Origin of the sequence: Pseudomonas sp. GD04015 (assembly GCF_029837675.1) — a bacterium.
GTDB classification, from domain to species: Bacteria; Pseudomonadota; Gammaproteobacteria; order Pseudomonadales; family Pseudomonadaceae; genus Aquipseudomonas; species Aquipseudomonas paralcaligenes.
The window spans coordinates 146413-159570 of the sequence record NZ_JAOEEE010000008.1 but is presented as its reverse complement, the minus strand read 5'-3'; the positions used below and the strand labels follow the sequence as shown (position 1 = coordinate 159570).

Annotated in this window: 16 protein-coding genes and 1 tRNA gene; 9 read left to right on the top strand and 8 right to left on the bottom strand. The window is 65.8% G+C overall.

Translation table 11 applies throughout. The features are described from left to right. Nucleotides 1-48 precede the first annotated feature (48 nt). Nucleotides 49-124 (top strand) — tRNA-Asn (locus N7640_RS09795). Between the two features lie 228 nt (nucleotides 125-352). On the opposite strand, the gene cysB is transcribed toward N7640_RS09795, so the two are convergent. The 3 genes from cysB to N7640_RS09780 form a co-directional block, all read right to left on the bottom strand. Continuing rightward, nucleotides 353-1327, bottom strand: a complete 975-nt coding sequence (cysB, locus tag N7640_RS09790) for an HTH-type transcriptional regulator CysB (RefSeq protein ID WP_220813330.1) — start codon at nucleotides 1325-1327, stop codon at nucleotides 353-355. Nucleotides 1328-1465: 138 nt separating this feature from the next. After that, on the bottom strand, nucleotides 1466-1951 hold the full coding sequence (locus tag N7640_RS09785) for a universal stress protein (protein WP_220813331.1): 486 nt from the start codon (nucleotides 1949-1951) through the stop codon (nucleotides 1466-1468). Nucleotides 1952-2041: 90 nt separating this feature from the next. Then, entirely contained in the window at nucleotides 2042-2416 is a 375-nt protein-coding gene (locus N7640_RS09780) for a thioredoxin family protein (RefSeq protein ID WP_279902309.1), read from the bottom strand. 10 nt (nucleotides 2417-2426) lie between these two features. On the opposite strand from N7640_RS09780, the gene N7640_RS09775 reads away from it, so the two are divergent. After that, complete coding sequence (locus N7640_RS09775) at nucleotides 2427-2846, top strand: PilZ domain-containing protein (protein WP_220813332.1); 420 nt, start codon at nucleotides 2427-2429, stop codon at nucleotides 2844-2846. Nucleotides 2847-2967: 121 nt separating this feature from the next. Next, nucleotides 2968-4044, top strand: a complete 1077-nt coding sequence (locus tag N7640_RS09770) for a 3-deoxy-7-phosphoheptulonate synthase (RefSeq protein WP_279902206.1) — start codon at nucleotides 2968-2970, stop codon at nucleotides 4042-4044. Between the two features lie 55 nt (nucleotides 4045-4099). Here N7640_RS09770 and N7640_RS09765 read toward each other — a convergent pair whose 3' ends face one another. After that, nucleotides 4100-4381: a GNAT family N-acetyltransferase gene (locus tag N7640_RS09765; RefSeq protein WP_220813334.1), complete on the bottom strand. Its 282-nt coding sequence runs from the start codon at nucleotides 4379-4381 to the stop codon at nucleotides 4100-4102. A 513-nt stretch (nucleotides 4382-4894) separates the two neighbouring features. Here N7640_RS09765 and oprI point away from each other — a divergent pair. Continuing rightward, a complete protein-coding gene (gene oprI, locus N7640_RS09760; RefSeq protein WP_003448337.1) occupies nucleotides 4895-5146 on the top strand; it encodes an outer membrane lipoprotei OprI in 252 nt (83 codons plus the stop codon). A gap of 120 nt (nucleotides 5147-5266) precedes the next feature. Here oprI and N7640_RS09755 read toward each other — a convergent pair whose 3' ends face one another. The 3 genes from N7640_RS09755 to N7640_RS09745 form a co-directional block, all read right to left on the bottom strand. Next, nucleotides 5267-6217 carry a L,D-transpeptidase family protein gene (locus tag N7640_RS09755; RefSeq protein WP_279902207.1) on the bottom strand — a complete coding sequence of 317 codons (951 nt, stop codon included), beginning with the start codon at nucleotides 6215-6217 and terminating at the stop codon, nucleotides 5267-5269. 76 nt (nucleotides 6218-6293) lie between these two features. Further along, the gene (locus N7640_RS09750; RefSeq protein WP_220813336.1) at nucleotides 6294-6575 is read right to left on the bottom strand and encodes a hypothetical protein; all 282 of its coding nucleotides are present in this window, start codon (nucleotides 6573-6575) and stop codon (nucleotides 6294-6296) included. A gap of 55 nt (nucleotides 6576-6630) precedes the next feature. Further along, nucleotides 6631-7236 (bottom strand): arylesterase, encoded by a 606-nt coding sequence (locus N7640_RS09745; RefSeq protein WP_279902208.1) that lies wholly within the window; start codon nucleotides 7234-7236, stop codon nucleotides 6631-6633. Between the two features lie 10 nt (nucleotides 7237-7246). On the opposite strand from N7640_RS09745, the gene N7640_RS09740 reads away from it, so the two are divergent. From N7640_RS09740 to greB, 3 genes are read left to right on the top strand one after another with little or no spacing between them, the layout of a single operon-like run. Further along, on the top strand, nucleotides 7247-7930 hold the full coding sequence (locus N7640_RS09740; RefSeq protein ID WP_279902209.1) for an ABC transporter ATP-binding protein: 684 nt from the start codon (nucleotides 7247-7249) through the stop codon (nucleotides 7928-7930). After that, complete coding sequence (locus N7640_RS09735) at nucleotides 7930-10422, top strand: FtsX-like permease family protein (protein WP_279902210.1); 2493 nt, start codon at nucleotides 7930-7932, stop codon at nucleotides 10420-10422. Before N7640_RS09740 ends, N7640_RS09735 begins: the two co-directional genes overlap by 1 nt. A 36-nt stretch (nucleotides 10423-10458) precedes the next feature. Beyond that, on the top strand, nucleotides 10459-10971 hold the full coding sequence (greB, locus tag N7640_RS09730) for a transcription elongation factor GreB (RefSeq protein ID WP_279902211.1): 513 nt from the start codon (nucleotides 10459-10461) through the stop codon (nucleotides 10969-10971). Here the strand turns inward: greB and N7640_RS09725 are convergent. After that, nucleotides 10958-11269 (bottom strand): class I SAM-dependent methyltransferase, encoded by a 312-nt coding sequence (locus tag N7640_RS09725; RefSeq protein ID WP_279902212.1) that lies wholly within the window; start codon nucleotides 11267-11269, stop codon nucleotides 10958-10960. The two genes, greB and N7640_RS09725, sit on opposite strands and share 14 nt — an antisense overlap. Nucleotides 11270-11435: 166 nt before the next feature. On the opposite strand from N7640_RS09725, the gene thpR reads away from it, so the two are divergent. Together thpR and N7640_RS09715 are read left to right on the top strand one after the other, a co-directional pair. Then, a complete protein-coding gene (gene thpR / locus N7640_RS09720) occupies nucleotides 11436-11930 on the top strand; it encodes an RNA 2',3'-cyclic phosphodiesterase (protein ID WP_279902213.1) in 495 nt (164 codons plus the stop codon). Nucleotides 11931-12203: 273 nt separating this feature from the next. Further along, nucleotides 12204-13145 carry a triacylglycerol lipase gene (locus N7640_RS09715; protein WP_220813343.1) on the top strand — a complete coding sequence of 314 codons (942 nt, stop codon included), beginning with the start codon at nucleotides 12204-12206 and terminating at the stop codon, nucleotides 13143-13145. Nucleotides 13146-13158: the final 13 nt, after the last annotated feature.

Below are 13158 nucleotides of genomic sequence, written 5' to 3'. Positions count from 1 at the left end.
TCCGGGTGTTGACTTCCCCTTTTTAATCAGTAGGATACGCACCGCTGTTCCGCGATAGCTCAGTCGGTAGAGCAAATGACTGTTAATCATTGGGTCCCTGGTTCGAGTCCAGGTCGCGGAGCCAAATTCAAAAGCCCCAGGTGAAAACCTGGGGCTTTTTTGTTTTCAGCGACGCTCTCGGCTGCTCGCCGAATCCCTGACCACGGTAGGGTGCGCCGTGCGCACCAGAAGAGCCCTTGCCGGCTTTCGGTGCGCACAGCGCACCCTACAACAGCAGATCGCTGCTCCCCACAATGCAAAACGCCCGACGCAATAGGTCGGGCGCTCTGAAGCCTGGAAGAACTGGCTCCAACTAGTGCACCGGCAGTTCGACCCCGTCGAACAGCTCATCCAACTCAGCCTTGGTGTGGCATTGCACAGCCTTGGCCAGTACGTCGCGGGTCAGGTGCGGAGCGAACTTCTCGATGAAGTCGCACATGAAGCCGCGCAGGAAGGTGCCGCGGCGGAAGCCGATCTTGGTGATGCTGGCCTCGAACAGCTCGCTGGCATCGAGGATCACCAGATCGTTGTCCAGCTTGGTGTCGACCGCCATGCGGGCGACGATGCCGACGCCCAGGCCCAGGCGAACGTAGGTCTTGATCACGTCGGCGTCGGCCGCGGTGAACACCACCTTGGGCGTCAGGCCCTTGTGGCTGAAGGCCTCGTCCAGCTTGGAGCGGCCGGTAAAGCCGAACACGTAGGTGACGATCGGATGCTCGGCCAGGGCCTCCAGCGTCAGCTTCGGCAGCTTGGTCAGCGGATGCCCCTGGGGCACGATCACGCAGCGGTTCCAGCGATAGCAGGGCATCATCACCAGGTCGTTGAACAGCTCCAGGCCCTCGGTGGCGATGGCGAAGTCCACGGTGCCGTCGGCGGCCATCTCGGCAATCTGCATGGGCGTACCCTGGTGCATGTGCAGGGCCACTTCCGGGTATTGCTTGATGAAGCCGCTGATCACCCCGGGTAGCGCATAGCGCGCCTGGGTATGGGTGGTAGCGATGGACAGGGTGCCCTTCTTCTCGTTGGAGAATTCCTGGGCGATCTGCTTGATGCTCTCCACCTTGCGCAGGATTTCCCCGGCGGTGGTGATGATGCGCTCACCTGCGGGGGTGACACGGGTCAGGTGCTTGCCGCTACGGGCGAAGACCTCGACCCCCAGCTCGTCCTCCAACAGGCGGATCTGCTTGCTGATACCGGGTTGTGAGGTATAGAGGCTCTGCGCGGTCGCGGAGACGTTGAGGTCATGGTGCGCCACCTCCCAGATGTAGCGCAGTTGCTGCAGCTTCATAGATATCCCTCAAAGCAGATAGGCGCTGCCCGAATGTGCCAATGCAGCGATATAACCATATTAACGGTTTGATGATTAAATCTAGACGTTTTTTTGATTCATGTATGCCGTTCGTCTAACGGTTGGCGATAAGAGCCGCTAGCGATGCTGCAGCATCGGCACCAGATAGACGGGAGTCTCCGCCAGCTGCAACAGGCGCGCGGCCGTCCTGCCCAAGGGGATATCCTGCGCTGCGCCATGGCTGTGACTGCCTACGACCAGCAGATCCACCCCGAGTTTCCGGGCCTCCTCGAGAATCACCTGGGCCGGGTCGCCTTGCGCCACCCGCACGCTGCGGATCATCTGCATGTCCTGCTGCGCCTCGCCCACTTCGTCGCGGAAGCCCTCCAGCACCCGCTGCTCGATGCTTGCCATGACCGTCGTCAGGCCTTTGCTGCGTAGCTCTTCAAGGGTCTTTTCGTCCAGATAGGTGTTCAGCACGGACTCGGCGAACAGCCCCAGCGGCTCCACCGCGTGCACCACGTGCAGCTCCGCCTGAAAAGCCCTGGCCAGAGAGAGGGCGTGCTGCAGGACATAGGGCGCATAGAGCCCCAGATCGGTGGCGTAGAGAATCGAACGCAACATGCGGCCTCCTGACTTCTTGCTGGGACCTGCCTGGAGATTAGCAGCGAAGTCGGTGACGCTTCTCCTACCCCACTATCCAGAGCAATACGATCAGGGCAGTTCTTCCGGCTCGCGCGCGAGCGCCTGGGCGATCACTGCAGAAAGCCCGACCGGATCGAGGCGGGATTGCAAACTGCCCAGGAACTCGCCATCGCGAACGAGGAACAGGCTGGGCAGGTGAAACACGCCATAGCGCTGTACCAGTCCACCGTTGACGCCCGCGTCCACCCAGCACAAGCGATCCACGGGCAATGCCATGCCGGGCAGTTCGCGACGAGCCCAACGGCAACTGGCACAGCCTGTGCTGGTGAATATAAGCAGGGAGATGCCCGGCAGCGCCAATAACCGCTTGTCCGCGTCGAAGTCGGTCAGCTCCAGATCGGGCACTATACTGCCCTCGTGTGATATCAAATGGATGGCACCCAAAGTGGTCACAATGCGTCGTTTCCTGCGTCACCCGACCGACATGCCGGTGGAACTGGTTCAGCGTCGGCACGCCTTCCTGCCCCGACAGCGACTCAACAACATCAGCCTGGGCGGAGTGGCCTGCAACTCCGGCAAGGGATTCCGCAAAGGCACGGCCGTCGAACTGCGCATCCCCCTGTTCGGCGATCAGGCCCGCTATCCGGGCGTCGTGGCCTGGTGCCGCAAACAGGCGGAAGGCTATCTGGTCGGCATCGCCTTCATCGACGAAGACACCCTGTTCCGGGCTCGCATGGTAGAGCAGGTCTGCCAGATCGAACATTACCGCCATCAGCGCGAACAGGAGTTGGGCGCGCAACTGGAAGTCGAATCGGTCGCCCGCGAGTGGATAGCCCTGCATGCTGCCGAGTTTCCCGGCGCGCAAATCCACTGAAACCGCACGGTTTCTCCCATTGTCTAGGCAGCCCCGAAAGCGTTAAGGTTCCTCTCCCCCGCTGCGCCCCCTGATTCCGCCTGACGAGGCGCTCGGCTCCCGTGACCTGACGAGTACCACGATGGCTGATCTACCGATTGACGATCTCAACGTTTCATCCAATGAAACCCTGATCACCCCGGCGCAACTCAAGCGCGAAATCCCCCTTACCGCAGCCGCCCAGCGCACCGTCGCCCAGGGCCGCGAGGTGATCCGCAATATTCTCGACGGCAAGGATCATCGCCTGTTCGTGGTGGTGGGCCCCTGCTCCATCCATGACATCAAGGCCGCCCACGAGTATGCCGAGCGCCTCAAGGTCCTGGCCGCCGAGGTCTCCGACAGTCTCTACCTGGTGATGCGCGTGTATTTCGAGAAGCCGCGCACCACGGTCGGCTGGAAGGGGCTGATCAACGATCCGTACCTGGACGACTCGTTCAAGATCCAGGATGGCCTGCACATCGGCCGGCAGCTGCTGCGCGACCTGGCCGAGATGGGCCTGCCCACCGCCACCGAGGCGCTCGACCCGATCTCCCCGCAGTACCTGCAGGACCTGATCAGCTGGTCGGCCATCGGCGCCCGCACCACCGAGTCCCAGACCCACCGCGAGATGGCCTCCGGCCTATCCTCGGCGGTCGGCTTCAAGAACGGCACCGACGGCGGCCTGACCGTGGCCATCAACGCCCTGCAATCGGTTTCCAGCCCACACCGTTTCCTCGGCATCAATCAGGAAGGCGGCGTCTCCATCGTCACCACCAAGGGCAACGCCTACGGCCATGTCGTGCTGCGCGGCGGCAACGGCAAGCCCAACTACGACTCGGTCAGCGTGGCCGTCTGCGAGCAGGAACTGGCCAAGGCCAAGATCAGCCCGAACATCATGGTCGACTGCAGCCATGCCAACTCCAACAAGGACCCGGCCCTGCAGTCCCTGGTCATGGAAAACGTGGCCAACCAGATCCTCGAAGGCAACAACTCGATCGTCGGTCTGATGGTGGAAAGTCATCTGGGCTGGGGCAACCAGTCGATTCCGAAGAATCTCTGCGACCTCAAGTACGGCGTCTCCATCACCGATGCCTGCATCGACTGGGAAACCACCGAGAAGACCCTGCGCAGCATGCACACCAAGCTCAAGGATGTGCTTCCGAAGCGCCAGCGCGGCTGATCCTGCGCCCCAACGAAAACGCTGGGCATTGCCCGGCGTTTTCGTTTCGATCCATTCAGTGCTTCAAGCGCTGCCGCTGACGACGCTCCAGGTAGCGCTCCACATAGGAGCAGGACGGAATCACCGTGTAGCCCATCGACTCCGCATAGACCAGCGCCTGCTCGGTCAGCGCTGCGGCAATGCCGCGCCCACGCAGCGCGTTCGGTACGAAGGTGCGATAGATGTCGAGCGTCTGCTTGCCCAAATCCATATAGGCCAGATAGGCGCGGTGACCGTCGATCACGGCCTCGAACTGATGACCCGCCTGGTCATGGTGGATGGACAGCCCTTCGCTCATTTCAACTCCTCAGTGGGACCTCGCAACGATCCCTACCTTAATCGATATTCTGCAGATGAAGAAACACCCGGGCCGACGCTGCGAACCTTGCCAAGGACTTCATCCACCATGGACATACGCACTCTACTGTAGCCGCTGCCAAAGGCAGTGGACAGGTCCCGCCGGGCAGCTTCGAGGCCGAACACTTGGACGGGAAACAGCAACGCCGACACTACAACGCAGTTGCGAACGGGAAAATTACGACAGTGGGCCGGTATCGAAGTTGCGCCAAGATGCCCCGGCCAATACAAGCGAAGAACTAGAGACAGACAGTAAGAGTGTCGGGGCTTTCCTAGCAGCCAAGCGAACTGTATGTTTTTTAAACAAAAAAGCTTGAACCGTTATGAAATTTTTTTGCTCTACCCTATTGCCGCTCATTTTACTTGCCCAGAGTAACGGGTAGTATGTGGCTCGGCTAATTTCCCAAGCTCGGGGAATTGCTTTTCATGGAAAGTCCACCTTAAGGGGAACACGATGAACAACGTTCTGAAATTCTCTGCTCTGGCCCTGGCCGCCGTTCTGGCAACTGGTTGCAGCAGCGTATCCAAAGAAACCGAAGCCCGTCTGACCGCTACCGAAGACGCCGCCGCTCGCGCCCAGGCTCGTGCTGACGAAGCCTACCGCAAAGCCGACGAAGCTCTGGCCGCTGCTCAGAAGGCTCAGCAGACCGCTGACGAAGCCAACGAGCGCGCTCTGCGCATGCTGGAAAAAGCCAGCCGCAAGTAATTCTTGCCAAGGCTTTGAAAAAGCCGATCCGGTTACCCGGATCGGCTTTTTTATTGCCCGCCCTTCGGAAAGAGGAACCTGTCGTTACTTCACCGCCAGGCTCTTCTTAAATAGGAAGGACTAGAAGGCCGGTGCCTCTTCATGAGTGGCGACGGCCTGGTCGGGAATGGCGATCTCGATCGGAATGCCGTCCTCGGAAGCCACCACTTCGCGCACCATGTCCCAGTCCAGACGCATGCTGCCGCCCATGGCCTCGTTCTTCAGCAGCGCGTTGATCACCGCCGTGTGCTTGTCGACCACGGACGGCTCGCCCTCGTCGGTCAGCGGCGCATGGGCCTCGAGATAGACCTTGCCGCCACTGACACCGAACTTGTAGGGCTCGTTGATGATGCGCACCGAAGTTCCAACCGGCGCCATCCTGGCGAGTTCCAGCACGTTGTTGTTGAGCATGCGGAAACAGCCGTGGCTGACGCGCATGCCGATGCCGAACTTCTTGTTCGAGCCATGGATGAGGTAGCCGGGCGTACCCAGGGTGAACTTGAACGGCCCCAGCGGATTGTCCGGGCCCGGCGGCACGTAGGCCGGCAGCGGATCGCCATCGGCGGCATGCTCGGCGCGGATAGACGCCGGCGGTGTCCAGCCCGGGTTCGGCGTCTTCGCGGTGATGGTGGTGTGGGCGATCGGCGAGCCCCAGCCCTCGCGGCCGATGCCCAGCGGGAAGGTGTGCACCACGTCCTGCCCCTTGGGGAAGTAGTACATGCGGTACTCGGCCAGGTTGATCACGATACCTTCGCGCGGGCCCGGCGGCAGGATGTAGCGGGTCGGCAGGATGATCTCGCTGCCCTCGCCCGGCAGCCACGGGTCGACGCCCGGGTTGGCCGCCACCATCTCCAGATAGCCCAGGTCGCTCGCCGTGGCGATGTCGGCGAAGGTGTCCTCGTAGCGGGCCTTGATCACCTGGACCTGGCCGACGATATCTTCGCCCGGGGGCGGCAGGGGCAACTCGAGCGCGGCGGCGGGGCCGACGACGGCCAGGCTGGCGAGGCTCAGCGAGCGGGCGAGCGACAACATCCGTTGATCCTTGGGGTAAATGGCTGATGGAGAAAGTCGGAATTGTACATGGGCGGCGGGGTGTCCGGGAGAGACATCAGGCGCCGGACCAGGGCAGCCGCTCGCCACGACGCTCGGCATCCAGCACCTCGCGACAGGCCGGGCACAGGCGCCTGTCGCGCAGGCCGGCCTTGTCCACCGCACGCATCACGGGCAACGCCGGTAACAAACCGCCACACAATGTGCGATCGGCGAAGCCGCCCAGTTCCAGTTGCCGCGCCACCAGATGCACCTTCGCCTCGCGGCAGGCGAACAGGTCGAGCTGTTCGTCGGGCACGATCAGTTGGTAGGCGTACAGGGACCAGGCGGGACGCGGCATTCGGGGCTCCGAGGCGGGCCGCCAAGATAGCCGAAAGCCCGCAGCCGGGGAAGGCTCAGAGCAGCGGTTTCAGGGTCGGCCAGACGTTGTCCAGCAGCTTGCCCTGCGCCGCCACGGCGGGATGGATGCCGTCGGCCTGCATCATGCCGGGCACGCCACCGACACCCTCGAGCAGAAAGGGCACCAGGGGCACCTGCTTGTCCTGCGCCACGTCCGCGAAGGTGCGGGCGAAGGCTTCCGTGTAGCGCTGGCCGTAATTGGGCGGCAGGCGCATGCCGAGCAGCAGCACACCGGCACCGGCCTCCTTGGACAGATCCACCATGCGGGCAAGATTCTGTTGCAATTGCGCGGCGGGCTGCCCGCGCAGGCCGTCGTTGCCGCCCAGCTCGATGATCACCAGCTGCGGCCGATGCTGCGAAAGCAGCGCCGGCAGCCGCGCCAGGCCGCCCGAGGTGGTGTCGCCGCTGATCGAGGCATTCACCACCTGGTGCTCGAAACCACCCTCCCGCAGCCGTTCCTGCAGCAGGGAGACCCAGCCCTGGCGGGTATCCAGGCCCAAAGCGGCGCTGATACTATCGCCGACCACCAGCACGGTGCCGGCCAGGGCGCCCTGCGCCCACAGCAGCAGGCTCAGCGCACCGCTCATCCACAATGCACGCATCGGACTCTCCATGAGCGCAAGCATTCTCACTGCGCGGCACCTTAGCAAAGTGGTTCCCAGCACGGAAGGCGATCTGGTCATCCTCCACGATCTCTCCCTCGACCTCGCCCGCGGCGACAGCCTGGCCATCGTCGGCAGCTCCGGCTCGGGCAAATCCACCCTCCTCGGCCTGCTGGCCGGACTCGACCTGCCCAGCACCGGAGAAGTCGAACTGGCCGGCAACGCCCTGCAATCGCTGGACGAGGACCGCCGCGCGCGGGTCCGCGCCGAGCACGTGGGCTTCGTGTTCCAGTCCTTCCAGCTGCTGGACAACCTCAACGCCCTGGAGAACGTCATGCTGCCGCTGGAACTGGAAGGCCGCAGCGACGCCCGCCAGCGCGCCGCCACCCTGCTGGAGCGCGTCGGCCTCGGCCAGCGCTTCACCCACTACCCGCGCCAGCTCTCCGGCGGCGAGCAGCAGCGCGTCGCCATCGCCCGGGCCTTCGCCGCCGAGCCGGCGATCCTGTTCGCCGACGAGCCCACGGGCAACCTGGACAGCCACACCGGCGAGCGCATCAGCGACCTGCTGTTCGAGCTGAACCAGGAACGGGGCACCACCCTGGTCCTGGTGACCCACGACGAGCGTCTGGCACACCGCTGCCGCCGCCTGATCCGCCTGGAAGCCGGGCATCTGGTCGACAGCGTGGAACCCTGATGCTCGCCCGCCTGTTCGTCCTCGCCTGGCGCCAGCTGCTGCGCGACGCCCGCGCCGGCGAGTTGCGCGTACTGTTCTTCGCCCTGCTGGTCGCGGTGGCCGCCAGCACCGCCATCGGCTACTTCGGCGCGCGCCTGAACGGCGCGATGATGCTGCGCGCCACGGAATTCCTCGGCGCCGACCTGGTGCTGGGCGGCAGCGCACCGGCGACGCCGCAACAGATAGAAGCGGGCCGCCGGCTGGGCCTGGAACATGCCCAGGTGGTGGAGTTCACCAGCGTGATCGCCGGCGAGCAGGGCATCCAGCTGTCCAGCGTCAAGGCCGCCAGCGCCGGCTATCCGCTGCGTGGCGAGCTGAAGAGCGCCGCCGAACCCTACGGCGCCGAAGAGACCGGCGGCGGCCCCGCCCCGGGCGAGGCCTGGGCGGAGGCACGGCTGTTTGCCGCGCTCGACCTGAAAATCGGCCAGGACATCGAGGTCGGCAACCGGCAGCTGCGCCTGACCCGTGTGCTGACCCACGAGCCAGATCGCGCCGGCGACTTCTACAGCCTCACGCCCCGCGTCCTGATGCATCTGGACGACCTGGCCTCCACCGGCGTGGTCCAGCCAGGCAGCCGGGTACGCTACCGCGAGCTGTGGCGAGGGGAAAGCACGGCGCTGGCCAGCTACCGCGCCGAGGTGAAGAGCGGCCTGGAGCCGAGCCAGCGACTGGAAGATGCCCGCGACGGCAACCGCCAGATCGGCGGCGCCCTTGGCCGTGCCGAGCGCTACCTGAACCTGGCGAGCCTGGCCGCCGTGCTGCTGGCCGGTGTCGCCGTCGCCCTGTCGGCGGCGCGCTTCGCCGCCCGCCGCTTCGACGCCAGCGCGCTGCTGCGCTGCCTGGGCCTGTCGCGCCGCGAGGCGCTGGCCCTGTTCGGCCTGCAGCTGGCCATGCTCGGTCTGTTCGCCAGCCTGGCCGGCGCCCTGCTCGGCTGGGGCGGCCAGTTGATCCTGTTCAAGCTGCTGCAAGGGTTGTTGCCGTCGGGCGTTCCGCCGGGCGGGTTGCTGCCGGCCCTCGCCGGCATCGCCACCGGCCTGGTGGCCCTGGCAGGCTTCGCCCTGCCGCCGCTGGCCGCCCTCGGCCGGGTGCCGCCGCTGCGGGTGCTGCGCCGCGACCTGCTGCCGGTGCCGCCCAGTTCCTGGCTGGTGTATGGCGCCGCGCTGCTGGCGCTGGGCCTGATTATGTGGCGCCTGAGTCTGGACCTGAAGCTGACCCTCGGCCTGCTCGGCGGCGGCCTGCTCGCCGCCCTGCTGCTCGGCGGCGCGCTGCTGCTGGGCCTGAACGCCCTGCGCCGCCTGCTGGCCCGCGCCTCCCTGCCCTGGCGCCTGGGCCTCGGCCAGTTGCTGCGCCACCCACTCGCCGCCGCCGGCCAATCGCTGGCCTTCGGCCTGATCCTGCTAGCCATGGCGCTGATTGCGCTGCTGCGCGGCGAGCTGCTCGACACCTGGCAGGAGCAGTTGCCTGAACAGGCGCCCAACCATTTCGCCCTCAACGTGCTACCCGCCGAGCGCGACGCCTTCGCCGCCCGCCTGCAGCAGCTGTCGCCTCATCCGATGCCGCTCTACCCGATCGTCGCCGGGCGCCTGACCCAGATCAACGGCGAGCCGGTGCGCAGCCATGTGAGCAAGGACAGCCAGGGCGAACGGGCCGTCCGCCGCGACCTCAGCCTGACCTGGGCTGCCGAGCTGCCGGAAGGCAACAAGGTGGTGGAAGGACAATGGTGGCAACCCGGGCCGGAGGGTGACATGCCCGGCGTCTCGGTGGAGTCCAAGCTGGCCGAGAGCCTGGGGCTCAAGCTCGGCGACGCCCTCACCTTCAACGTCGGCGGCCTGGAGAAGCAGGCGCGGGTCGCCAGCCTGCGCGAAGTCGAGTGGGACAGCTTCCAGCCCAACTTCTACATGGTCTTCGAGCCCGGCACCCTGCAGGACCTGCCGGCCACCTACCTGACCAGCTTCTACCTGCCGCCGCAGAGCGAGAAGCAGCTGGTGGCGCTGGCGCGGGAATTCCCCGCCGTCACCCTGCTGCAGGTCGAGGCGCTGCTGGAGCAGCTGCGCAGCATCATGGCCCAGGTCAGCCTGGCGGTGGAGTACGTGCTGCTGTTCGTCCTCGCCGCCGGCCTCACGGTGCTGTTCGCCGGCCTGCAGGCGACGCTCGACGAGCGCCTGCGCCAGGGTGCGCTACTGCGTGCGCTCGGCGCCGAGCGGCGGTTGCTGATGAGCGCGCGCCGCGCCGAGTTCGGCCTGCTCGGCGCGGCCAGTGGCCTGCTGGCGGCGCTCGGCTGCGAGCTGGTGAGCTTCCTGCTGTACCGCTACGCCCTCGACCTGCAGTGGCAGCCGCATCCCTGGCTCCTGCTGCTGCCGCTGATCGGCGCGCTGCTGGTGGGGACGGCCGGCGTCTGGGGCACGCGGCGTGCGCTGAATGCCTCGCCGCTGACGGTGCTGCGCGAAGTCTGAGATAGAATCGCCCGACCCCGAGACTTCGCGAGCACCATGAGCCGTTATCGTCCACCCCGCACCGCCGGCACTCCGCTGATCACCCCCGAAGGCGAGGCGCGCCTACGCGCCGAGCTGCACGAACTCTGGCACGTGCGCCGCCCCCAGGTGACCCAGGCGGTCAGCGAGGCGGCCGCCCTCGGCGACCGCTCGGAGAACGCCGAGTACATCTATGGCAAGAAGATGCTGCGCGAGATTGACGGCCGCGTGCGCTTCCTGACCAAGCGCCTGGAGAACCTGAAGGTGGTGGACAGCCGCCCGGCCGATCCGAACAAGGTCTACTTCGGCGCCTGGGTGACGCTGGAAGACGACGATGGCGCCGAGTCGCGCTACCGCATCGTCGGCCCCGACGAGCTGGACCTCAAGCGGGGCCTGATCAGCATCGATTCGCCGCTGGCGCGCGCCCTGGTGGGCAAGGCGCTGGACGCCGAGGTACGGGTGCAGACGCCGAGCGGCGAGCAGACCTTCTACATCACCGCCATCGACTACCCGGGGTTCAGCGCAGGCTGATCAGGCCCTGGCGGGCCACCCGCACCAACTGGCCGATCAACTCGCCCTCCAGCGGGCGCGCCTCGGCGCCGACCACCACCAGGTCGAAGGCGTCCGCCGGCAGCCGCGTGAGGTCCTGAACCTGGGCGCCGGCGAAGCGGACGAGGAAATTGCGCGAGCCCGGCCAATGCTTGGGCCAGCCTTCCAGGCTCTTGAGCAAACGCGGCTGATGGCTGCCGACCAGCAGGACATGCGGGTGGCGATTGACCGCGGCGTGCGGCAGGGGGGAAAAATGCAGGTGGGTGCGCGGACAACTCATGGATGCAGTCTCAGCCTCGGATTCCCGCCGGGCTGCGGTGGGAGGCGACACCGGCCAGCGCTTTAGCGGTATTCGCCCGACCGGGCGGCGCCCCGCAAGTTGCTCTTAAATCGGCGCCATGGGGTGCGATGCTAAAAACGCCGCCCAACGCTGTCAAGGTAAGCCCATGCGACTGTTCTTCGCCCTGCCCTGTCCCACCGAGATCGCCGAGCGGATCGCCGCCTGGCGCGACGGCTGCCATTTCGCCGGCCGGCCCGTGCCCGCCGCCAACTTCCACCTGACGCTGGCCTTTCTCGGCCACCTGCCGGAGAGCCGGCTCGAACTGCTCCGCCAGTTGCCACCACGGCTGCCGCTGGCGAAGCTGGCCTTCGACCTGCGCCTGGACCGCCTCGACTGCTGGCAGGGCGGGCTGCTGCACCTGGCTCCTGGCCAGACTCCCGAGCAACTGCTGGCTTTGGCCAGCGGCCTCGACGACCTGCTCAACGAGGCGGGCCTGCCGACGGAGCGGCGCGCCTACCGCCCCCACCTGACCCTGGCGCGCGACAGTCGCCTGGCCGAACGGCAGGCCCCTCCGACCTTCGCCTGGCGGGTCGAGGAAATGGTGCTCTACCAGTCCGAGCAGGGCCGCTATATCCCCCTCTCCCGGTGGCCGCTGGGCTGAGCCGGTAGCGCTCGAACAGAGCCACAGGTAGCTGTCACCCTCCCAGGGAGGGGGCTGGCCTGTTTCCCTCGGTAACAATCCTCATTACCGGCAGGAGCCCTCGGATTACGGGGCCTGCATCGCAAACGCCCGTTTAGAGCCTTCGTTCTAAATTTGTCGCGATCTGGCACAGATCATGCCCCTCTCGCACTGCTGAAGTACCGCTTCCAGGAGGGAAACGGGTGGCTGACACAAGGACGGAACCACCGCCCAACCACCGTTCGAGAGCAACCGATGAATAATAAGAAGACCCTGCTCGCCCTCTGCGCCGGAACCACCCTGCTGCTGTCCGGCTATGCCGACGCCGGCCTGTTCGGCCCCAGCGGCTACACCAAGACCAAGTACCCGATCGTCCTGACCCACGGCATGCTGGGTTTCGACAGCATCCTCGGGGTCGACTACTGGTACGGCATCCCCTCCTCCCTGCGCTCGGACGGAGCCAGCGTCTACATCACCGAAGTCAGCCAGCTGAACACTTCCGAGCTGCGCGGTGAGGAACTGCTGGATCAGGTGGAAGAAATCGCCGCCATCAGCGGCAAGGGCAAGGTCAACCTGATCGGCCACAGCCACGGCGGCCCCACCGTGCGCTACGTCGCCGCCATCCGCCCCGATCTGGTCGCCTCGGTCACCAGCGTCGGCGCGCCGCACAAGGGTTCGGCCACCGCCGACTTCCTGCGCAAGGTCCCGCCGGGTTCCGCTGGCGAAGCCATGCTGGCCGGTATCGTCAACGGCCTGGGCGCGCTGATCAACTTCCTCTCCGGCAGCCCGAGCAATGCGCCGCAGAACTCCCTCGGCTCCCTCGAGTCGCTGAACAGCCAGGGCGCCGCGGTGTTCAACGCCAAGTTCCCGCAGGGCATCCCGACCAGCGCCTGCGGCGAGGGCGCCTACAAGGTCAACGGCGTCAGCTACTACTCCTGGAGCGGCACCAGCCCGCTGACCAACTTCCTGGACATCAGCGACCTGATGCTGGGCGCCAGCTCGCTGACCTTCAACGAGCCCAACGACGGCCTGGTCGGCCGCTGCAGCTCGCACCTGGGCATGGTGATCCGCGACAACTACCGGATGAACCACCTGGACGAGGTCAACCAGACCTTCGGCCTGACCAGCCTGTTCGAGACCGATCCGGTCACCGTTTATCGCCAGCAGGCCAACCGCCTCAAGCTGGCCGGCCTCTGAGCCCAGGATCGGG